Here is a 21,126-nt window from a genome sequence, read left to right as displayed (position 1 = left end):
CTTTCCTGGTGCTACTAGCGTTGTGGAACCACACCGACTCCATCCCGAACTCGGAGGTGAAACGCAACTGCGGCGAAGATACTCGGCGGGTGACTGCCTGGGAAAATAGCTCAGTGCCAGGTTAATTTTTAGATAGAGTATAATAAAGGGTCGCTCTTTAAGAGCGACCCTTTATTATAGGATTGAGCTAATGCAAGCTGCTTTCTTTCCACTGTGCGAATGCGAAATAAGGTTTCATAGATGTAGAAGCCGTTTCCTGGTAGTTTGCTTGTTGTTAGTAAATGCTATTTTGGGGATACCCTCTCTAATAGAAATCTGGGGCATGGGTCATGGCAAATCACTGGGCGATCGCAATTGGCATCAATCAATATCAGTTTTTTCAGCCTCTTAGCTATGCCCAAGCGGATGCACAGACGCTGTGGCAGTTTCTGGTTGACGAAGCTGGATGGTCAGCAGACGAGTGTCTGCTGTTAACCGACACCTCACCGCCGATTAGCGAAGAGTCAACCTACCCTACCAAGGAAAACCTGCTGGATTGGTTTGATGAGTGGTGCCATGCGCCAGTAAACGTGGATGATTCGCTCTGGTTCTTTTTCAGTGGCTATGGGGTGACTCTGGACGGGGAGGATTACCTGATGCCCAGTCAAGGAAACCCAGATGAAATAACGGAAACTGGTATATCAGTAAGATCGCTCTTTACCACTCTCAAAGAGTCGGCAGCTAAAAATGTTTTGGTGCTGCTAGATATAAACCGCAGTCAGGGCGGTCAAGCGGGTGCAAAGGTAGGGGCACAGACTTTGGAATTAGCCCAAAAGATGGGTATTGCCACAGTACTGTCCTGCCAAGTTGACCAGTTTTCTTACGAAGCGTCCTCGCTGGGTCATGGATTATTTACAGCAGTACTGCTAGAAGGACTGCGATATAACCAAGGCAAGACTTTGGAGAGTCTGGAGCATTATCTGCGATCGCACCTGCCGGAGTTGAGCGAACACCACTGGCGACCTGTTCAGATACCTTTGAGTGCAATACCCTCTTCGGCAAGTAACTACAAACTCCCAACGCTCCTCCCGAACGGAGTGATGAACTGGAATGCGACATTAGCTTCAGATACGCCTCCAGCAGCTTCCACCTCTGGTATGCAGAACGTCGGAAACATGGATCGTCAGGAGGCTACTCCGGGTATGGTGGCGCATAATAACGCATCTGGTACAGCCGCCTTGACCCAGAAGCCAACTTCTAAAGCATCGGAGACAAAGTATAACCCTTCCGGCATCCGCTCAGCGCTCGGTCAAGGTGCTATCGTCCCCCAGACAAGTGGGAAATCTACAAGGGTAGTAGATGACACACCCTGGTGGCTGAATCTGCTTTTGTGGTGCGGTGGTATCGCACTGGTAGTGGCATTGATAGGGGGGGTATTTCTCCGTAACCGAGCCGCATTTATCGGTCAGCAGGCAATAAATACCTCAACAGATGCGACTCCTGGCAGCACCACACCGACTGCTGTATCGTTACAGTCAGCTTCTTCTTCCGCATCCCAGAATGGAGTGGGGGGCACACAGACCCAAGCGGGGGCGAATCAAGCGGTGTTGGATAAAGCAAGAACTTTGATCGTCCCAAATCAAGCTTCTCAGTTTAGTCAGGCGATCGCAGAAGCCCAGAAAATAAAACCAGGTGAACCCCTCCACGAACAGGCACAGCAAGATATTGCACGCTGGAGTGGTGTGATTCTGGATTTAGGCAACGGACGGGCAAAACAAGGGCAGTTTGATAAGGCGATCGCGGCAGCACGACTGGTTCCAGAGGATAATCAGTCCATTTATAAAGAAGCTCAAGAAGCGATCGCCAGCTGGCGTGAAAAAGCACAGCAGCAGCGAACCAACAAAATCCTCCTCCAATCTGCCAAAGGATTAATCCAACCCGGACAAGCTTCGTCTTACACTCGCGCGATCGCCGCTGTTCGCAAAGTACCCCCCGATCAGCCTGGATATGCCGAAGCACAACCGTTAATTGCCCAGTGGAGCAAAACGATTTATCAGACAGCGCAGACTCGCGCCTCTGATGGAAGGCTTAAAGATGCTATTCAGACGGCGGCTTTAGTCCCAAAAGACACACCCACCTATACGACTGCCCAGAAGGCAATTGACCAGTGGCAAAAAAAGGTAAAAGGTACAAAGTAAAAGCCAAGTCTGCAAAAGACAAAACCTTTTCGGCTATTAGCTTTACCACCCTTGCATTGCCACTAAATCAATACAAAGTTGATTAATTGCTTCTCTATCTACACTTCGAGGCAGGGTAGATTTAGCGTAGGCTTCATCGAGTCCTTTGTACAAGTTGTTAGCGATCGCCATGACTTCTTCATAGCGATACTCACCGTTTTTAATGGCTAGCAATTCCCGTGCATCTCCGATCTCTCGGCGATCGACCACTAAAGTTTGTGTCTCTAAAATTTCAATACCTGTTCTTAATAACCGGATAGCCTGCATCGCAAATTTAGAGTCATACCCCACTTTAGCTTCCATCGCTGCCCGTGCTGGATTGCGATTTTTCTTCCATTGTTGGTAGTTATCGTATTCTCGGCGGGCATTTTGATACTGCTGACTTTTTTGCAGTAGTTTAATAAATTCTTCCGAGCTGTTGGTAAGTTTCCGCGTATACTCCAGCGGTTCTTCTGGTAAAGCGTATTGCTTCAATACTCCCTTAAAATCAATTTCGGCAATTAGCAAATGATAAAGTTCCTGTGCTTCCTCCAAAAATTGAATCCGGTCTCTAATTAACAAGTAGAGATATTCTAGAAACGCCTGAATTTCACCCACCGTCAGCGGTTGGGCAGGCTCTAACCCAAAGTCTTCTGGCTCAGGTTTTCTGGTTGGTGGTTCGAGTAACCAGCGGCGGTGAGACTCTAATTTTTTTATTTGGGCATAACCGTATCCTGCATAAGTGTGCTTCACCTTTTTTGACAGAAACATCTGTTTATGGCGTCTCAAGGTATTACCGACTTCAGTTAAAAGAACATAATCTTTAAACCAGAGAACCTCTAAAATATTTGGGTTGTTGTCGGCAGACAGTTCTAAAAATTTTTTTAGCTCATAAATACAAGTATCTTTAGTGAGATAAGAAAATTTTCCTGGCTCTTCTGTCCAACCTCTATCCTTTTGTTCAATTTGAGAAAATCCCAGGTAATAAGGCTTGGTTGCCACAAACATACCGCGATAGTCATAGTCTGAGGTTTCAGTCGCTAAACCGTAGCCCCTGGAACCTGTCAAAGCAATCAGAATCGTTCTATCTTCAACTTCTTGGCGATTCATAGATTAATCGGATGAGGAATAAGTTTCAAGTTGCTGTTTCTCGTTCCTAGGCTGAGCCTCCTCAGTGCTAAGATAAAGTGCGGATTCTGAACGCACCAACCTGCTGAGCGTCGCCTCCATTACAGCCGTAGTTTGACCGGAAACAGTAAACACCAGTGCCTCGCGGTAAACTCGCTGTGCTGCATGGTGGCTATAGTTGGCGGCACCACTGGAAACGGTAATGGCAGCATGAGCACACCGCACGGCTAAATCAATCGCCCAAACTCGGATTTGCAGACGATCTGCAAAGGGCTTAGGGGGATGTCTGATGGCAGTGCTACAGGCGGTAAGTTCCCGGTCGAGTAACTTAAAAGCTTTGGAAATAAAGGCGTTTGGCTTGGTTAGAGCGGCAGCTTCCAGAATATCAAGTCCAGCTCTAGCGCATCCCAGAACAAAAAAGCCTTGGTGAAGGACATTCTTCAAGTCGTTTTGGTGAATCCAACCCGCAGGCTTGATAGAGACGACACGCTCTTGAGGCAAAAACCAACTGGTAAGATTTGCAGTGACCGTATTGGTTGAGGTCATTGCTGCCAGTTGCATTGGCTGAGTGAATGTAATTGCACTCCCCATATCCTGATACCTCGTAACAAAAGGCACAATGCCAAAGACCGCGCCCCCATCGGGGAGTGTTGCGGCGACAATAAACTCTTGAAACAAGCCCCAGCCCGTCACCCAAGGCACTTGTCCCTCTAGATGATATCCCCCTTCAACCGGAAAGGCTTTCACAGTTGGGTTGCCCTGCCGCCGCAATTGAGAGAAACCGACGCCGACTAAAATCTGCCCGTTGCTCATAAGGGGAAGATACTGGCATTTAAGAGAAGAATTTTTGCTGGCGACAAGCATCCCAGCAGCACTTTGATGTTGAGTCTGCAAGAATGCCAAAGCGCCGGAATATCTTGCTACTAGCTCTTGGAAAGTCCGAAAAGTCTGTTCGCTGACTTCGGAACCACTCCACTCTTGGGGAACTCGCAACGCCAGTAAAGAACGTTCGCCAAGCCCTTTGAGCGCCTCTCGTAGTGCTTCTGGGCTGCTGTCTATCTCTGTGGCTAATGGTGCAACCGATTTTCTTAGATAAGACTCGGCGATGTCTAGCAGGTGTAGCTGGTTATCCATACCTCTACCGTATTGACTTCGCGGCTACTGAGTCCACAATAATCGAAAGCGCTGGTCAAAACCACCTCGCTCTGAGTGTCGTTTTTCTTGTTCTGCCAGAATGGAGGAACGCTCTATTTGATAAGCTGCACACAAGGCATCGATGACTTCGTATAGGTCGGCTAGTTCTTTGACTAAGTCTTGAGAAGTGGCTTCAGCGGCTTCTTGCGCTTCTTCGATGAGTTTATCTCGCAATGCTTGGTGATACTCTGCCTCTGACATTACCTCTACTCCGCACTCTCGTCCTGCTTGATGAATGATTTCGGGAATGCCGTCTCGCACCAGCTTATTGTACTCTTGATGCACTATAGTTCCTCAACTATGAAAGAAATCTTTCTGGGAAAATACCTTACTTTAGAGGATTTTTGCACCTGTACCCAGACTTATCAAAAGTACGCATCCAAAATTCATCCGTTTCCCCAAAACCTAGAAGAAACGCTGCCAGCACTACAAAAGCTAAATCAACTTATTGTAGATCCAATTATTGATTATTTCGGTGTTAATACTTTCCGCTTAACTTATGGCTTTTGTTCTAAAGACCTAAAAAGATGTCTAGGTAAAAAAGATCCAGAAACGGGTCATAAAAATGGTCGGGTTGCACCGGAACTAGACCAACATATGGCGCATGAAGTGAATAAAAATGGTAAATATTACTGCCAACGACTAGGTGCGGCCTGCGATTTTATTATTGTAGGTTTAGCTAGTAATCAAGTTATTGATTGGATATTAAATCAAGAATTACCCTTTGATTCTCTATATTTTTATGGAATCGATAAACCAATTCATATTAGTCATGGTTTTCAACATAAGAGAGATATCAGAACATTTACAACATCGGGACAACCTACACAGAAAGGAATTGAACATTGGGTTGAGTTAGCAAAGGAATTGTAAGGCTAGTTGAAATTAAATTTAATGAACTTTTTTTAAACGCAAAGTTACGCCAAGGAAAGCGCAAAGTTACGCAAAAAAAAGAAACCGGATGTCTTTGTGTACCTCTGCGTTTGCGTTTAAAAAGATGTTATTTTTGTATTTTTCCTTTTATCACGAGCCGCTGTTAATTCCTGAACTCGAATTGGGTCTGCATCTTTACGCCAGCAAATACTATAATCATGTATTTCGGCACAGTGTTCCTTCAAGCATCGTTGCCAATCCAGAAGATTTTTAATAGTACGCTCATCATCTAAAAGTCCCCAGTCTTCTTCCTGTTGAGTAAGTTGGGAAAACTTTTCATAATTCGGATTATCGGGGGTTATGACAGTTTCTTTGCGGTGCAGAATTGGGGGATTATCGGAGTCTTCGTAATCCCGATAGCTGACACTTAAATCTCTCAGATCGATTTGCATACTGGTGTGCAGAACCGGATGAGGCTCAGTGTCAAAATTGGGGTAGAATAAATATGAAATTTTTGGTTTATAGGTGTGAAATTTAATTAATGTGGCTTCATCCATGCGTCCAATTGTACGACTGGCACAGCCTTCGTAGAGGCGCAGCAACGGGTCGAGTTCGGAAAAAGCTGAAACATGAATGATGAAGGAACTAGGATAGAGAGGCGCGTGTTTAAAACCACTGGTACAGCCAACAAAGCTTTGTTGACAGCAGTGAGCAATTACACCGGGGTCGCCTAGACTAAATAGCATTTCCTCAGCTAATTCCCAGGCTTCTTCGTAGGTACCGAATAAAGATTTGATATCGTTACGGACTTCTGGGGGTATTTGTTTGAGCTTCAGATGATTGAACTTGCCTAGCGCGAGATAAACTAAAAGGTCTAAGCGGCGTTTTTGAGCGATCGCATCCCACTCTTTTTGGTCGGTTGCTTGTAAAATGACCTGAAAGGCACGGCGAAAACTACCAAATTCAGCCCTCAAATTTTCCAACTCTGGTGCTTCACCTTTGACTGGCAGACGACCGCGTTCGGTGACAAAAACCATCAGCGGTGCCAGCATTTCTTGATAATCTTCAAATCGCTTGATGTTGGCACGAACTCTGGGAGTTGTGGCGCGGGAACGAAAGCGAGAGGCGCGGTAAGCTTCGGCAAGGCTTTCATCTCGGAAAACAAAGTAAATGCCAAGTGCAACTGGCACCGCATTAACATTAAGAACCTGGTCAATATAAATTTTAAGTTCTTCCTGTTCGTAGTATTTCTGAAAAGTATTGCGGCGAGTAATCACCCCATCGCCGTAGGCAACTTGACCCGTTCCTCGGTCATCAATTAAAACCAGTGCAGCAACAATTAGGACTTTTCCTGTTAACTCCCAGGCGTTTAATAATGCTTCTCGACGCTCATCTGTGCGTTCAATGACATTAATGATATAACCGAGATTGACAATATCAGCGGTGGTGCGGGGGGTATCCGGAGAGTAATAAGGGTCCCAGCCAGCGCTGGTGTAGCCCTTTTCCGCTATGTGCTGAACATCGCTTCCGTAGCCACAACCATAGTCAAAGAAAGTGCTATCTTCACTAAATAAGCTAGCTTCTAAAGCGAGACGCACGGGGCGGGAAAGATTTTTACGAACAATTGCAGCTTTGTGACGCTCTATTTTAGGCAGTGCCAAATGTAGAGAGGTTGGATGTAAGTTCTCTACAGTTTTCCGCCGAATAACTTGATGACCCTGGATTTCGACACCATAATCTTGTAAGCATTCCAACCAACCCCGAAGCGTTCCAATGCCACGGGTTTTGTCTAAAAGCCGCAATTTTTCTTCTTGGCGAGTGAGGTTGGCGAATTTTTCGTAGTGAGGATAATCGGCGGTGACAAAGGTTTCTTTGCGGTGGAGGACAGGGGGATTGTCGCTGGTGCTGTAGTCTCGGTAAGTTGAACTCCCGTCCCGAACATCAATCTGGATGCTAGCTTGCAAGGCGGGATGGGGGTCGGGATCAAAGTCAGGATAGAACAAGTAAGAGATTTTAGGCTGTTCGATGTTGAATTTAATTAGGGTAGCGCCATCAATACGTTCCACCGTTCGTCTTGCATAACCCTCGTATAGCCTCAGTAGAGGGTCGAGGTGAGAAAGTGCTGACACATGAACGTAGAGGGCACCAGGCAGCAATTTACCGATGGGACTTTGTTGGCAGCAGTTGGCAATGATACTCAGGTCGTTCGCGCCCAATAAAATTGGCTCGTCGCTGTCAAACCAGCCATGAAGATTATTTTGAACTTCGGCGGCTAAGTTTTCCAGGTGGGAGCAATCATTGCTAACAGCAAGGTAGAGGAGAATGTCTTGACGGTGATGTGCTTTAGCGCAGCGGTTCAGAAACAGCTTTGCATCCCACTCTTCTACTTTGTATGCGTTCAGCATCATGGTCGCACCATTTCCACGAAACAATGATGGATACAAAGTAGACTAAACCTATTAATTCCTAAATTGCTGATTTGCTCATTTCTGTAAAAATAATTTACTTAATTTTGAAATAGTCGGGATTGGGTGGTGGAATATATACAACAAGGTGCAACAAGCGATACAACTAACAGAAGGACATTTCATTTTCTGAGAGTTTCTTGAGCTACTACCGCCTACAGCACCAAGTTTTTGAGCCTGACTACGTCAGCGAATTGCAGGGGCAGATTCTCGCTTGTCCCTATTTTGCGGTTAACAACTTGAACCGCGACTTTATCGGCACGAAGGGATTTTCGGTTGTATTTCAGCGTTCGGGCTTGGGCGAAGTTGAACGAAGTTTTCCCTTTTTCAAATCTTATCTCAATGTGGCTTTGCACTCGACGTGTAATGCCTTCTATCTCAATCCCCTGATGCTGAAGGAGGGTTCCCGCGTAGATCCACACATTGACCGCAGTCTGCGCTCTTACTGCAAGAGTATCGAACCGCCAGCCAGGGTGAGTGTCCTCTATGTTCAAGTGCCACGGGATTTGATGGGAGGAGAGTTAGTGTTACGTTGCCAGAAGCGAAACGTAGGACAAATCCGCCCTCAAGCCAACACGCTGCTAGATTTTCAGGGCGATTTAACTCATTCAGTGAATCAAGTGACCAGTTCAGGGGTTCGTCTCAGTTTGGTTTGCGAGCAGTACAGCTTGTGTGAAGCGGAACTCCAAGAGATTCCAGAGTTTACGATTGAATCGAGGGCAATTAAGTCAAAGGGCAAGAAGAAGGAAAAGCTAAAAATTTAGCGAAATTCTAGAATATGCTGGGCGGTAATCTGGGATTGTTCCAAGTGGGGAACGTGACCGCAATTCTCGATCCAGATGAGTTGAGAAAGAGCGATCGCTCTTTTAAATTTCTCTGCGTCAGCCGTCCCTAAAATCCTGTCAAATTCTCCCCACAGAATCAGCGTCGGCTTGTCGATTTGGGCAATTTTATCGCTCAAAAAGTTGTACCCCCCGCTTTTGGTGAAGGCAATCAGGGCATGATGCCAATTGGGGAGATCCAGGTGCAACGCCGCACAGAGTAAGGCATCGAGGGAGGCAAAGCTTTGATCGTGGTAAGCATTGCGTGAAATGCGATCGCGCACTTTCTGATTTCGCAAAAACGAAGTAGCCAGGTAACTGATGGGAGGAAACAACAACCTGCCGATGTTGGGGGGACTGGCGAAACCAGCGCTATCAATCAACACCAACTTTTGCACCGCTTTCGGGTAAGTGAGGGTAAAATCAATTGCCGCTGCACCCCCCATTGAAGTACCCACCAAAACGATTGGCTGAGCAATCAGCGTTTTCCAGAAGTAGTAGAGATGGGTTTTAATGGCTGTTGGGCTAAACGGGAGTCCCGCAGGTCGTTCGGTAAAGCCGAAACCCAACAAATCCACAACCCACGTTTCATTCTGGGCTGCCAGCAGTGGCAGGAGGCGACGGAACTCGAATATAGAGCTATCGAAGCCATGCAGCAACAGGATGGACGTTCCACCGCTACCCTGATGAACGTAGGTGGTAGCGATCGCCTGTTGCGAAGGAATGGCGATCGCAGTCTGCTCGATACTCTCTGCTAGGGCTATCGAGGTGGATTCTGTCAGCGCTTGGGCTGCGGATGGTAGAAAACGGGTAAACATGAGTTTTAGTTTACCGTGGAGAAGGGTGATACAGAAGTAGAGGTGGCAGACCATAAACCCCTGAGTCACACCAAAACAAAAGGAGATCGGCTCTTGAAAAATCAGTACGCGCAGAATTTACAATTATCAATACTAGGGATTTTCACTGCCTTAGTCCTCTTCATTAGTCTCAATTCTTTTGTAATTATTAACCCAGGTCAGGCAGGAGTCATCAGCATCTTAGGTAAAGCAAGAGATGGAGCCGTGCTAGAGGGCATCCACCTCAAACCACCACTGATATCAGTCGTAGACATCTATGATTTGACCGTGCAAAAATTTGAAGTTCCGGCGCAGAGTTCCACCAAGGATCTACAGGATCTATCTGCTAGATTTGCCATCAACTTTCGCCTCGATCCTACCCAAGTCGTTGAGGTGAGAAGGAAACAAGGAACCTTAGAGAATATCGTCTCAAAAATTATTGCACCGCAGACTCAAGAATCCTTCAAAATTGCAGCAGCCAGGAGAACCGTTGAAGAAGCAATTACCAAAAGAAATGAACTGAAGCAAGACTTTGATACTGCCTTGGGTCAACGGTTAGAAAAGTACGGAATTATCGTACTCGATACCAGCGTAGTTGACCTAGCTTTCTCCCCAGAATTTGCCAGGGCAGTTGAGGATAAACAAATCGCCGAACAACGGGCACAACGAGCCGTCTATGTGGCGCAAGAAGCGGAACAAGAAGCCCAAGCCGACATCAATCGCGCCAAAGGTAGAGCTGAGGCTCAACGACTCCTAGCTGAAACCCTAAAGCAACAAGGAGGTGGGCTAGTTCTTCAGAAAGAAGCGATCGAAGCGTGGAGACAAGGAGGTTCCCAAATGCCAAAAGTTCTCGTTACGGGTGGTGACTCTAATAGCAGTATCCCATTCCTCTTCAACCTGGGTAATCTTCAGGATGCAACTGCCCCTCAATAGTTTTAGGGGGTGGATTCGCCTTTTCGGAATAAAAAGGGCGAAGCATAAGCGAATAAAATTAAGGGTTGCCAACCAACATAGTCACGCTCATGTTTCGCCCCTACATAAATGGTTTTGTAAGGGCGAAGCATTCAGGCGCTCAACACAAACAGACTACAAGAAATCCCGCGCCCTACTGCTTCGCCCTCTACCTACGCAACTCATAGGCAACACCTACTCCCTCCAAACAAAGTTGAGAATGATATGAGCATATTTACACTGCAATCAGTTAAAAAGGATTTTGGCATCAAAGAAATCTTAAAAGATGCCAGCTTTAGCCTTGATGCCGCCGATAAAGTCGGTCTAATCGGTACCAACGGCTCCGGAAAATCAACGCTGTTGAAGATGATAGCCGGTCTAGAACCGATTGACGGCGGTCAACTTTTAGTAAATTCTGGAGTGCGGATTGTTTACTTACCCCAACAACCCGACTTAGATGAAAATCTCACGGTTCTAGAGCAAGTCTTTGCCGATAGCGGCGAGCAAATGTCTCTCGTCCGCGAATATGAGGAACTGTCAGACAAACTGGCTCACCATCGAGAGGATAGCCAGCTCATGTCCCGCTTTTCTGCCGTCATGCAGCGTATGGATGCCACTGGTGCTTGGGAACTGGAGACAAATGCCAAAATCATCCTCACCAAGCTAGGAATTGAAGATTTTAACGCTAAAATTGCGAGTCTATCTGGCGGCTATCGCAAGCGAATTGCTTTGGCGACCGCTTTACTTTCAGAACCGGAAGTGTTACTGATGGATGAACCAACCAACCATCTAGATGCCCTATCTGTCGAGTGGTTACAAAGTTATTTGAACCGCTATCGAGGAGCAATTCTGCTCATCACTCACGATCGCTATTTTCTCGATCGCGTCACCAACCGAATTCTGGAAATCGACCGAGGCGACCTCTACACCTACGCGGGTAACTATTCCTACTATCTGGAGAAAAAAGCCCTCGCTGAAGAGTCTGCCCTCAGCAGTCAGCGCAAACATCAGGGAGTACTTCGCCGAGAGTTGGAATGGTTGAAGCGAGGGCCAAAAGCTCGGAGTACCAAGCAGAAAGCTCGGATCGATCGCGTCCACGAGATGCAAGCAACTGAGTTTAAACAAACTCAGGGCAAAGTCGATATTTCTACTCTGAGTCGTCGGGTTGGCAAAAAAGTTATTGATTTAACAAATATCTCTAAAGCCTTCGATGGACGCACCTTAATCAAAGATTTCACCTATAAATTCAGTCCCGAAGATCGCATCGGCATCATCGGCGGCAATGGTGCAGGCAAATCGACTTTGATGGATATTATCACCGGGCGCGTTCAACCGGATTCTGGAAGCGTTGAGATTGGATCTACCATTCACATCGGCTATTTTAACCAACACTCTGAAGAATTACTCGCTGCATTGAATGACAATCTGCGAGTGATTGACTACATTAAAGAAGTCGGGGAATATCTCAAAATTGCCGATGGATCTCAGATTACGGCTTCCCAAATGTTGGAGCGTTTTCTATTTCCTGGTAATCAACAATATGCCCCGATTCATAAACTTTCTGGTGGTGAAAAACGTCGCTTATTTCTGTTGCGCGTTTTGATGAGCGCTCCCAATGTTCTAATCCTTGATGAACCCACCAATGACTTAGATGTTCAAACCCTCGCGGTGCTAGAAGACTATCTAGAAGATTTCACCGGCTGTGTTATTGCTGTTTCCCACGATCGCTACTTCCTCGATCGGGCCGTAGACAAAATATTTTCCTTTGAAGAGGGTGGCAATCTGCGCCAATATCCAGGCAATTACTCAGTTTACTTGGACTACAAGAAAGCCGAAGAAGAAGCAGCATTGCGCCAAGCTGCCAATTCTAAGGATAGCTCAAAGTCAGCGCAGCCTCAAGTACGTCCAGCAGAGCCACAACCATCAAGTAACAATAACAACAAACGGCGCAGTCTTTCAACTTGGGAAAAGCGCGAGTTTCAGGAACTTGAAGGAAAGATTGCCCAATTGGAAGCCGAAAAAGCTGAGGCAGAGAAAGCGCTTTATAATGCTGCTCCTGGCAAAGTCGCCCAAGTTGGGGAACTCTATCAAAAGGTGGAAACTTTAACTCAGGCTATTGATGCTGCGACTGAACGCTGGATGGAACTTGCTGAGATTGAGTCTTAACAAAATCGGGTAGAAACCTGAATGCTTTTGATTCTTCCACTGACTTTAAATTCTAATACAATTCGTACTTGAGCAAAGTACAAGCTAAAGAACCGTTATAAACAGGAATGCGACGAGATGTTTTGAGTCCCACTCTTTTCGCCAACTCTTTGTTTCCTGTCAAAACAAAGGCAGTCCAACCTTTGAAGCGTTGTTTGAAAACATCACCGAGCATTTTGTAGAGTTCGCCCAATTCTCTCTCATCCCCCAGACGCTCTCCGTAGGGGGGATTACAGATGAGAATGCCGCTGTCTGTTGGTGCTTCCAATTGAGATAATTCGGTTTGTGTAAACGTTACCTTATCTTCAATGCCGCACCGTTGGGCATTAGTGCGAGCTTGGTTTAGGATATCAGGGTCTTTGTCGCTCCCCCAAATTGATGCCTTCAAGTCTGAGATTTCGCTGTTTTCGGCTTCCGCCCATATCTCGTCCCACAGATGTTCATCAAAGTCCAGCCAGCTGAAAAAGCCAAAATTTTCGCGAAATAATCCGGGGGCAATATTCAAAGCTTTTAAAGCCGCCTCTAAGGGGAGAGTTCCAGAGCCACATAGCGGGTCTAAAAAGGGAAGATTCGCATCCCACTCTGCCATGTCGAGGATAGCAGCCGCCAGAGTCTCCTTAAGCGGAGCCAGTCCCATCGCGGGTCGATATCCCCGACGGTGGAGACTGGTACCCGAACTGTCTAAACTTAAAATGCAACGGTCTTGATGGATGTGGGCATTAATCCGCACATCTGGATTTTCGGTATCAACGCTAGACCTGTGACCTGATTGGTGGCGCTGTTGGTCTATGATGGCGTTTTTAACTTGTAAAGCCGTGAAGTGGGTGTGGTTAAGTTTTTGATTGCCTCCTGTACAGTCCACAGCCAGGGTGTTGTTGGGGTGTAAATAGTCTTCCCAGGAGATTTTTTGCACCTCCCGGTAGAGCATCTGGGCGTCATAGCAGGCAAATTCATGGATGGGGACTAGCACTCGAAAAATTGTCCTTGCCCAGAGATTCACCCGGTATAGCATTGCTTTATCGCCAACAAAATGCACTCCAGTGAAATCAGGACGAACTTCCTTTGCCCCTAGACGTTCCAGTTCAGCAGCGGCAATAGGCTCCAGACCACGGGCAACTGTGGCAAAGTAGTGGTTCATAATTTAGCGATCGCATCTCTAACAGTGGAACCATTAAATCAGTTCTGCTTGTTCAAAAATCTGTCTAGGTGTTAGTTCCAAACTAGGAAGCAGGGTATCCACAATGGGCGTAGTATCTGTGTAGAGTTGGCTGGACCCATCTGGGAAAAATACCCGGATATTCATCGCTTCAGGATCTACAACCCAGACTCTTAAAATACCGGCGTCAAAGTAGTCTTTCGCTTTATTTTCAAATTCTTTCAGGGTTTGGTCTGGAGAGATAATCTCAATTACCAGTTCAGGAGGCACAGGACAGGCTTCGTTACGCTTCCAACTGGCGGGTAGGCGTTGGTCAGAAATGTAAGTTAAATCGGGTACAGGTGCCCAGTCCTGACCATTCCGTTTCAACAGCACTGCCCATTCTTGAACAACTCGTCCTCGTCCTTTACACCAGGCACCAATGAGAACCCACAAAGCTGACTGTAGTACAGAATGAAAAAGCTTAGGAGACACTTTAGGTACTGCCTGACCATCGACAAACTCATAGGTTACATCTCCTTTAGGTAAAGCTAGAAATTCCTGTAATGTGAGTTTGGTTCCGGTGCCTACCATGACGATGAGCTATGTAAGTGGATGGGCGAATAAATCTATGGTACAAGAGCGCTCCCCTGGAGTTTAAATCTGGGAGTTGCCGGTTGGCTGGAGTAAGAGCAAGCCATGAATGAGATTTTAGAGAGCGATCGCGCTTAATTCACAACTTTCCTGAAAAAGCACCTAGTTGTGCGAACCTAATAGCAGTTCCATCACTCCTGTACTGGAGGAACAATGACGCCGATCGAGTTTCTGGTATTGTTGGTCATTGCTGCATTCTGCGGCGGCACTGGGCAAGCGTTAGTGGGTTACTCGGCAGGGGGCTGCCTACTGTCGATAATTGTCGGGATTATCGGTGCATACATTGGATTGTGGGTAGCCAAAGAGTTTAATCTTCCGGTGATATTTGCCCTCAACATTGGAGGGAAATCCTTCCCGATTATCTGGTCTATTATTGGCTCAGCTCTTTTGGCAGCCGTTCTAGGTTTGATCAATCGAACAAACCAGCGGCGATGACTTGGGAAACCTCAAGCTTTTCCTTTCCCTAGAAGTAACCTCTCCCCCAACCCCTCCCCTTGCAGGGGAGGAAAGGCTCCCAATACAGTTCGCTTAGTAAAAAGACGCGAGAATTTTCACTCTGTAGAGACAAGATAACCGCAAGTCTTTATACAATCTATGCAGCTTAACGAATCATCTTATCCGAACCGTATTGGTGCGGCTCCCCTGACCGATTCTAGGAAGGGGTTGAGGATTAGGTCTGCCCGATCGGGGAAAGTATTGAGTCGGATGCAAAATATAAGAAAAAAGCCTCCCTTTCAGGAGGCTTAATTTGCTTGGAAATCGTTAAAGCTTTAGCCAAAGAAAGCGAAACCAGATACAGCGATCGCGCCCGGAAGTTAGCGCTGCATCCCTGAACCCGCCGTGTTCGCGACCGAACCAATTAAGGAACCCACTGCCGTAGAACTCACCCAAAGGAGCAGCAAAAAAGTAAGCTGACCAAATCACAACGCCAGTAATTGCACTCAAAATGACGCTGCTAATCAGAGTCAGCTTCACCGCCAGAAAACAAGCAATGAATATGGCAATATTGGCGGTCAATAATGTCCAAATTCCTACTTTAGATTCAATGGTGCGAACTTTTTTTCCCCAACTTTCTGCATCATCATCGGCATCTAAGGGATTCTCTCCGGATGAAATTCCGGCAGCAATCGCAAAATTGGTTAATAAAAATTGAAAAGTAAATGCCATCAATACTCCGGCAATCAAGGTAACAAAAAACTGTGCGGATTGAGTCCCAGGCGGAGCAACTGGAACTTTGGCAAGCCATAATTGTATGCACCAAGCGCTGGGGAAATCCAGGTTTTACGGAATATGTAAAACTCTTGGAACAGCAAGCAGATGAAGTGCTACAAACTGCATCAGAAACCGTTCATAATCAAGCCGAAGAAGCTTTTTTAAAGGTGGCTGAATTAGAGCAATATTTCTGACAAATGGCTTTTAATGCGGCACCGTAGAGAAAAGTAGGCACATGAGTCTATAAAGGCTAGTCAATGTAATCGTTTGTAATGTCAAGCTCGTCAGGATTATTTGAACCAACTGGGCGGTTTCCAGCTATATGAATTGTCTCATCAATCTGAAGATTGCTAGAGGCAATTGGACGTTGACCATCTACGTCAACAGTGCCCTGAACCTGAACATTATTTGAAGCAATTGGGCGCTTTCCATCAATGTCCACGGTTTCACAAACCTGAAGATCGCTTGGATCAACCGGACGCTTTCCATCTATATTGATAGTGTCCTTAATCTGAAGATTACTGGAGGTAATCGGTCGGTGTCCATCTACGTCAAGAGTGTCTTGAATCTGAATATTATCTGGCGCAATTGGACGCTTCCCATCTATGTCAATAGTTTTAGGAACCTGTTTTGGTTCGCTAGGTGACGGGGAGGCAATATTTTCTTCCTCATTATTTCCCTTTTCTAGATTATCCATGTTCATGGTTTGACCTCTTACTTTACGGCTCTGTTATTTCTAATGTGCTACAAGCTACAACGAGCTTGTAGTTGCTGAAGATTGATTTAATTATACAATTTGTTCTGAAAGTATTCGTAAAAAATGGCAGCGATGAATTTAAACAAACCTTTGTACGCTACAAATTACGGCGCTGCCTATGTTGGTGACTCGCTTGAATTGCTAGATAGCGTTAAATCTGACTCAATCGATCTAGTAATGACTTCTCCTCCATTTGCTCTGCTACGCGAAAAGAGTTATGGCAATGTTGAGCAGGAAGCCTATATAGATTGGCTTTTTGCCTTCTGTCAAAAAGTGTATCGCGTCCTATCACCTCAGGGAAGTTTTGTCATCGATCTTGGTGGTGCTTATCAAAGTAAACGTCCAGTGCGATCGCTCTACAATTACCGGATTTTAATTAAACTATGCGATGAGCTAGATTTTCGCTTAGCTGAGGAGTTTTTTTGGCACAACCCCTCGAAACTACCTTCGCCGATTGAATGGGTGAATAAACGGAAAATCCGCGCGAAGGATTCTGTCAATACTGTCTGGTGGCTATCAAAAACTGACTATCCTAAAGCGAATGTGAGTAACGTACTTGTTCCTTATTCGGAACGAATGAAAAAGCTACACGAGAATCCTGAAAAATACTATAAACCCAAAGAACGTCCTTCAGGTCACGATATCGGTACAGGATTTGCTACTAATAACGGCGGTGCCATTCCTTCCAATTTATTGCAAATTCCTAATACTGAAAGCAATTCTCGATACATTCAACTTTGCAAAACTGTTGGAATTGCTGCACATCCGGCGCGTTTTCCTCAAAAACTGCCGATGTTTTTTATTAACTTCCTCACCGATCCAGGAGATACAGTCCTCGATATTTTTGCTGGATCGAATACGACTGGTGCGGCGGCTGAGGCTTTGCAACGGAGTTGGATTGCTTTTGAGCAAAATCCGTCTTATTTAGCTGCTTCTGCTTTCAGGTTTTTAGCTCCTAACGAAAGTATTGAGGTAGCTTCAGCACTATTTACAAAACTGCTGGCGATGCACGAAATTATCAATATTTCCTAGCTTAGACTAATTGTAGGCTTTACGTAATAGCGATCGCTACTGTAACTTAAATTAATTCTGCTTCTTCAAAAACCTGCTTTGGTGTTATTTCCAATTCAGGAAACAATTTTTTTAACGAACCGCAGAGGACGCCAAGGACGCAGAGAAAAGAAATAGAGAGTTTTACAAATCAGTTAGGAATGCTATAGCGTACCACTTGTGCTATGGGCTTCGACCTAGGTGCGTCCGAAGAGCGAATCTGTAGCAGCGTCAAAGAGATTACAGCTTTAAAATTAGATAAAGTAAAGATAGAGTGTTTTTGTTCTAATATAGTTTGTCTGTGGCATAGTATTAGCCACAACAACTGTCAATCATCCGAAGGGATTAGAAAAGGAGAAACTATGACTCGCGCCATTATGGAAACCGAGAAAGGCACAATCAATTTGGAGCTGTTTGACAAAGATGCACCGAATACGGTGAAAAATTTTGTAGACTTATCTGAAAAAGGGTTTTATGACGGTCTTAATTTCCACCGAGTCATCCCTAACTTTATGATTCAGGGTGGCTGTCCTCAGGGAACTGGAACGGGTGGCCCAGGTTACAAAATCAACTGTGAAATTAACCCCAATAAGCATCAGGCAGGAAGTTTATCAATGGCTCATGCGGGGCGCAATACGGGTGGGAGTCAATTCTTTATTTGCCACTCTCCTCAACCTCATTTAGACGGACAACACACAGTTTTTGGGAAAACTGAAGACATGAATGTAGTCAATGCTATTCGTCAGGGAGACAAGATTCTTTCTGTCAAGATTGAACGATAGTATAAATGGCTTTTCAGCCGGAAGGAAGCGCTTCCTTCCGGCTTCGTTACTATCAATTGATGCTCGTTACAGTCTGAAGGGGGGTCACTTGATTCAGTTCTGGTTCAACCACCTGAAGATGTTGCTCTAAAAGCGCCAAGTTACGGATATTTGACTTGTAGTATGCATCGAACAAGTCTCCCACCAAAGGCACCGAGCCGACTGTGGCTTCTAAGGCGATATTAAATATCATCTTAGTTAGGATTTCACGCGGTAAGCCGAAGCGGGCAGCTAAAAAGATGATGTAAGCCGAAAACCCGGTGCTGATGATATCTCCGGCACCTGGGATCAGACCAATAATCGGGTCTAAACCAATACGAAAGCCGATGCCTGGGATTCGGATTGCATTATCCATCAGGCGGCTAAGTTTGCGGATCTGGTTGAGATTTTCGAGACGTTCAACAGTGTTCATATTTCTAATTTTGGCACGATAAACCAGCTGAATCTTATACCGTGAGAATGAAAATTTCTCTTCGGGAATCATCCCAAAGTTAGTGGAACTATCTGCCTAGAGTAAGAGATGCAGGACTCGCCGCACATCACCACATCTGAAAGACGCAATCCCCCTGGGGATTGAACCGACAAGAACGTTATATGTATAAGCTTTGCGTAAGTCCTGAGATGTTTAACCTTAAGATTCCTTTATCTGAAGTCATGCTGAACTCCTCAACGCAAGACCTTCATTTGACTTGCACCCAATTTCTGGCACAAAATCCCCAAAAACGCTTGCAGATACTCAAAGACTTGGGGATAGCGCGTTATGCTGATTTTTTAACTCAAATGTCATTAACAGAAGCAAATGTAGCTTGCGTGATGCATTTTTTTAGAGATACAAGCCGGGTGAAGTTCCCTAACCTCAGGGGAGCGGATTTATCTAACTTGATTTTAGATGGCGTTAACTTTATTCGGTGTGATTTATCGGGGGCAAATTTGATGGGAAGCAGTTTATTAGAAGCCGACCTTTTATTTGCCAATTTTACTGGGGCAAATTTGAGAAATGCGGATTTGAGGGGTGCAACTCTTAATGAAACAATATGGTCAGGTGCGGTGGTAGAGGATTGCAATTTTGGGAAAGGAATGGGGTTAACGGAGCAGCAGCGCAGAAACCTAAAACTTCTCGGTGCTAGGTTCAATTAGCCATTTTTGATGCCTGTCTGCACTTTCCAAAGGCTGGCATAAATTCCCTGTTGAGCTAGTAGTTGTTCGTGTCGTCCTTGCTCTACTAAGAAGCCTTGTTCCATGACATAGATACAATCAGCATTGCGGACGGTGGAGAGACGATGAGCGATCGCTATCGTGGTGCGATTGACGGTAATTCGTTCTAGCGATCGCTGAATGGCTGCTTCTGTCTCATTATCTACGGCGGAGGTGGCTTCATCTAGGATGAGAATCGGCGGATCTTTCAAAACGGCACGCGCGATCGCAATCCGCTGTCTTTGCCCACCTGACAACTTTTGTCCCCGCTCACCCACAATCGTGTCGTAGTCTTGGGGAAGTTGCATGATAAAGTCTTGAGCCTCGGCAATTTTAGCAGCTTCTATTACCTCAGCTTCAGTCGCGTCAGGACTGCCGTAGGCGATATTTTCTTTCACCGTGCCGTGAAATAAGAAGACATCCTGACTAACTAAACCAATACAGGAACGCAAATCTCTTAATTTCAAATCGCGTAAATCAATCCCATCCAATGTCATCGTTCCAGACTGAATTTCGTACAATCTCAGTAACAGTTTCACTAAGGTACTCTTGCCCGATCCAGTAGAACCGACAATGGCAATTGTTTTACCGGCGGGAATGTGTAAAGAGAGATTTTGAATGACTGGATTTCGCCCATTGTAGGCAAAAGTGACATCTTTTAATTCCATTTCACCCCGCACTGAAGCGACGGGTAAGGAAATGTGTCCTGAATGAATCGCAATCGGTGTATCCAGCAGATTCATCACCCGATTTGTGGAAGCCATTGCCCGTTGATATTGATCGAGAGTTTCTCCCAATCTCGTCAAAGGCCAAAGCAACCGCTGGGTTAGGAATACCAATACACTGTAAGTACCCACAGACAATCTGCCAGCAGCGGCGTCCATACCGCCGATTAACAGCGTTGCCGTGAATCCGATTAAAATAATGATGCGAATCAAGGGGACAAAAGCGGACGAGAGCGCGATCGCCCTCCGGTTACTTTGCCGATAAGCCTCACTTTCGACTGCCATCCTGCTAGCTTCATAGTCTTCCGTGACAAAGCTTTTAATCGTTGTCATCCCGCTCAAATTATTCGAGAGGCGACTGTTGAGCAGACTGACTTTTTCTCGAATCTCGGCATAGCGGGGGGCAAGGCGATGCTGAAAGACAATCGAACCCCACAGAATAAACGGCATTGGCAGCATCGCCATCCAAGCCACACTGGGAGCCAGAATAAAGAAGGCACCGCCAATAATTACAACCGTTGTCGCTACTTGGAGGATTTCATTTGCTCCCCGATCCAAAAAGCGTTCCAGCTGATTGATATCGTCATTCAAGATAGACATCAAACCGCCAGTGCTGCGCTCTTCAAAATAAGCCAGTTCCAGTTCTTGGATATGGCTGTAGGCATTGAGGCGCAAGTCGTGTTCAATATTCTGGGCTAGATTGCGCCAAAGCAGGGCATAAGCATACTCAAAAATAGATTCCAGCCCCCAAATGATAAAGCTGAGGAAGCTCAGGATCAACAGTAGACCTCTTGCGGAATTAGAAAAAATAAGCTAAACAGAGGGAGAAATAATTAATAATTATAGACGGCAAAATGAAATATAAACAAGCGTTGGAAAATTCACCATCTGATTTTAAACGAATGTATGG

At 45.7% G+C, this 21,126-nt stretch carries 19 protein-coding genes, 1 rRNA gene and 2 pseudogenes; 11 read left to right on the top strand and 11 right to left on the bottom strand.

Translation table 11 applies throughout. From position 1 onward, the window contains the following. The first annotated feature begins 4 nt into the window (after positions 1-4). Positions 5-122 (top strand): 5S ribosomal RNA (gene rrf / locus ACFW2W_RS11005). A 207-nt stretch (positions 123-329) separates the two neighbouring features. Beyond that, positions 330-2,177, top strand: coding sequence for a caspase family protein (locus ACFW2W_RS11000; RefSeq protein WP_378177339.1), 1,848 nt, complete (start codon positions 330-332; stop codon positions 2,175-2,177). A 42-nt stretch (positions 2,178-2,219) separates the two neighbouring features. Here ACFW2W_RS11000 and ACFW2W_RS10995 read toward each other — a convergent pair whose 3' ends face one another. From ACFW2W_RS10995 to ACFW2W_RS10985, 3 genes are read right to left on the bottom strand one after another with little or no spacing between them, the layout of a single operon-like run. Next, positions 2,220-3,305, bottom strand: coding sequence for a DNA polymerase beta superfamily protein (locus ACFW2W_RS10995; RefSeq protein WP_378177336.1), 1,086 nt, complete (start codon positions 3,303-3,305; stop codon positions 2,220-2,222). Between the two features lie 3 nt (positions 3,306-3,308). Next, positions 3,309-4,457: an acyl-CoA dehydrogenase family protein gene (locus ACFW2W_RS10990; RefSeq protein WP_378177333.1), complete on the bottom strand. Its 1,149-nt coding sequence runs from the start codon at positions 4,455-4,457 to the stop codon at positions 3,309-3,311. Positions 4,458-4,481: 24 nt separating this feature from the next. After that, entirely contained in the window at positions 4,482-4,802 is a 321-nt protein-coding gene (locus ACFW2W_RS10985) for a nucleotide pyrophosphohydrolase (RefSeq protein ID WP_378177330.1), read from the bottom strand. A gap of 15 nt (positions 4,803-4,817) precedes the next feature. Here ACFW2W_RS10985 and ACFW2W_RS10980 point away from each other — a divergent pair, with 15 nt between their 5' ends. After that, entirely contained in the window at positions 4,818-5,390 is a 573-nt protein-coding gene (locus tag ACFW2W_RS10980) for a hypothetical protein (RefSeq protein ID WP_378177327.1), read from the top strand. A 116-nt stretch (positions 5,391-5,506) separates the two neighbouring features. On the opposite strand, the gene ACFW2W_RS10975 is transcribed toward ACFW2W_RS10980, so the two are convergent. Further along, the gene (locus tag ACFW2W_RS10975) at positions 5,507-7,798 is read right to left on the bottom strand and encodes a DNA phosphorothioation-associated putative methyltransferase (protein ID WP_378177324.1); all 2,292 of its coding nucleotides are present in this window, start codon (positions 7,796-7,798) and stop codon (positions 5,507-5,509) included. 197 nt (positions 7,799-7,995) lie between these two features. Here ACFW2W_RS10975 and ACFW2W_RS10970 point away from each other — a divergent pair, with 197 nt between their 5' ends. After that, positions 7,996-8,619 (top strand): 2OG-Fe(II) oxygenase, encoded by a 624-nt coding sequence (locus tag ACFW2W_RS10970; RefSeq protein WP_378177321.1) that lies wholly within the window; start codon positions 7,996-7,998, stop codon positions 8,617-8,619. On the opposite strand, the gene ACFW2W_RS10965 is transcribed toward ACFW2W_RS10970, so the two are convergent. Continuing rightward, complete coding sequence (locus ACFW2W_RS10965) at positions 8,616-9,494, bottom strand: alpha/beta fold hydrolase (protein WP_378177318.1); 879 nt, start codon at positions 9,492-9,494, stop codon at positions 8,616-8,618. The two genes, ACFW2W_RS10970 and ACFW2W_RS10965, sit on opposite strands and share 4 nt — an antisense overlap. 93 nt (positions 9,495-9,587) lie before the next feature. On the opposite strand from ACFW2W_RS10965, the gene ACFW2W_RS10960 reads away from it, so the two are divergent. Together ACFW2W_RS10960 and ACFW2W_RS10955 are read left to right on the top strand one after the other, a co-directional pair. Next, entirely contained in the window at positions 9,588-10,445 is an 858-nt protein-coding gene (locus ACFW2W_RS10960) for a prohibitin family protein (protein ID WP_378177345.1), read from the top strand. 243 nt (positions 10,446-10,688) lie between these two features. Continuing rightward, positions 10,689-12,629: an ABC-F family ATP-binding cassette domain-containing protein gene (locus tag ACFW2W_RS10955; protein WP_378177315.1), complete on the top strand. Its 1,941-nt coding sequence runs from the start codon at positions 10,689-10,691 to the stop codon at positions 12,627-12,629. 52 nt (positions 12,630-12,681) lie between these two features. Here ACFW2W_RS10955 and ACFW2W_RS10950 read toward each other — a convergent pair whose 3' ends face one another. Next, the gene (locus tag ACFW2W_RS10950; protein WP_378177312.1) at positions 12,682-13,806 is read right to left on the bottom strand and encodes a class I SAM-dependent RNA methyltransferase; all 1,125 of its coding nucleotides are present in this window, start codon (positions 13,804-13,806) and stop codon (positions 12,682-12,684) included. A 33-nt stretch (positions 13,807-13,839) separates the two neighbouring features. Beyond that, on the bottom strand, positions 13,840-14,397 hold the full coding sequence (locus ACFW2W_RS10945; RefSeq protein ID WP_378177309.1) for a Uma2 family endonuclease: 558 nt from the start codon (positions 14,395-14,397) through the stop codon (positions 13,840-13,842). A 213-nt stretch (positions 14,398-14,610) separates the two neighbouring features. Here ACFW2W_RS10945 and ACFW2W_RS10940 point away from each other — a divergent pair, with 213 nt between their 5' ends. Further along, positions 14,611-14,892 (top strand): GlsB/YeaQ/YmgE family stress response membrane protein, encoded by a 282-nt coding sequence (locus tag ACFW2W_RS10940; RefSeq protein WP_378177306.1) that lies wholly within the window; start codon positions 14,611-14,613, stop codon positions 14,890-14,892. 327 nt (positions 14,893-15,219) lie between these two features. On the opposite strand, the gene ACFW2W_RS10935 is transcribed toward ACFW2W_RS10940, so the two are convergent. After that, positions 15,220-15,624, bottom strand: a complete 405-nt coding sequence (locus tag ACFW2W_RS10935) for a hypothetical protein (RefSeq protein ID WP_378177303.1) — start codon at positions 15,622-15,624, stop codon at positions 15,220-15,222. Between the two features lie 95 nt (positions 15,625-15,719). Here ACFW2W_RS10935 and ACFW2W_RS10930 point away from each other — a divergent pair. Then, a pseudogene (locus ACFW2W_RS10930) lies at positions 15,720-15,863 on the top strand (TenA family transcriptional regulator); the annotation flags it as partial. Between the two features lie 56 nt (positions 15,864-15,919). Here ACFW2W_RS10930 and ACFW2W_RS10925 read toward each other — a convergent pair. Beyond that, positions 15,920-16,372, bottom strand: a complete 453-nt coding sequence (locus ACFW2W_RS10925; RefSeq protein WP_378177300.1) for a hypothetical protein — start codon at positions 16,370-16,372, stop codon at positions 15,920-15,922. Positions 16,373-16,498: 126 nt separating this feature from the next. Between ACFW2W_RS10925 and ACFW2W_RS10920 the strand changes: the two genes are divergently transcribed. Further along, a complete protein-coding gene (locus ACFW2W_RS10920; RefSeq protein ID WP_378177297.1) occupies positions 16,499-17,458 on the top strand; it encodes a DNA-methyltransferase in 960 nt (319 codons plus the stop codon). A 380-nt stretch (positions 17,459-17,838) separates the two neighbouring features. After that, positions 17,839-18,258, top strand: a complete 420-nt coding sequence (locus ACFW2W_RS10915; protein ID WP_378177294.1) for a peptidylprolyl isomerase — start codon at positions 17,839-17,841, stop codon at positions 18,256-18,258. Positions 18,259-18,310: 52 nt separating this feature from the next. On the opposite strand, the gene ACFW2W_RS10910 is transcribed toward ACFW2W_RS10915, so the two are convergent. After that, positions 18,311-18,709, bottom strand: coding sequence for a DUF4112 domain-containing protein (locus ACFW2W_RS10910; RefSeq protein WP_378177291.1), 399 nt, complete (start codon positions 18,707-18,709; stop codon positions 18,311-18,313). Positions 18,710-18,951: 242 nt separating this feature from the next. Between ACFW2W_RS10910 and ACFW2W_RS10905 the strand changes: the two genes are divergently transcribed. Continuing rightward, positions 18,952-19,434 (top strand): pentapeptide repeat-containing protein, encoded by a 483-nt coding sequence (locus ACFW2W_RS10905; RefSeq protein WP_378177342.1) that lies wholly within the window; start codon positions 18,952-18,954, stop codon positions 19,432-19,434. On the opposite strand, the pseudogene ACFW2W_RS10900 reads toward ACFW2W_RS10905, so the two are convergent. After that, positions 19,431-20,999 (bottom strand): annotated as a pseudogene (locus ACFW2W_RS10900) (ABC transporter ATP-binding protein); the annotation flags it as partial. The gene ACFW2W_RS10905 and the pseudogene ACFW2W_RS10900 sit on opposite strands and share 4 nt — an antisense overlap. Between the last annotated feature and the right edge of the window lie 127 nt (positions 21,000-21,126).

The organism is Coleofasciculus sp. H7-2, assembly GCF_042747725.1.
GTDB lineage: Bacteria > Cyanobacteriota > Cyanobacteriia > Cyanobacteriales > FACHB-T130 > FACHB-T130.
Note: the sequence above shows the minus strand (reverse complement) of the source record. Positions and strands in the feature narration are given on the sequence as shown.